The organism is Bacillus cereus group sp. N21 (assembly GCF_016483395.1).
Taxonomy (GTDB): Bacteria; Bacillota; Bacilli; order Bacillales; family Bacillaceae_G; genus Bacillus_A; species Bacillus_A pseudomycoides.
Map to the genome: position 1 here is coordinate 1 of NZ_JAEHBX010000283.1, position 347 is coordinate 347.

Sequence of the window (347 nt, forward strand, 5' to 3'; positions counted from 1 at the left end):
CATAATATCAGATAACGCCTCGTTAATCGCACCAGATTCTCCGGAATATTCAAGATTGGATTCGCTAGATGTAACCGCATGTGTAAATTCATGTCCTGCTACGTCAAATGCCTTTACAATAGGATCTCCATATACAAGCATGCTACCATTATTAGCACTTAATGCATTCTGCCAATCCTTCGGATCATTTGTATCTTCAGAATCCCAGGCATGTACAACTGAAACTACTTTTTGTCCCTTATTATCAAAACTATTACGCTTGTATTTATCTTTATAAAAATCATATACCTTTGTTGCTAAGAAATGAGCACTTACCGCTTTTGGATCATTAAATGTTGTTGAAGTGC

1 protein-coding gene is annotated in these 347 nt (G+C 36.3%); it reads right to left on the reverse strand.

Translation table 11 applies throughout. The annotated features are described in order from the left end of the window. The coding region (locus tag JDS96_RS30860) for a gluzincin family metallopeptidase (protein ID WP_199669135.1) at positions 1–347 on the reverse strand (347 nt) is incomplete at both ends.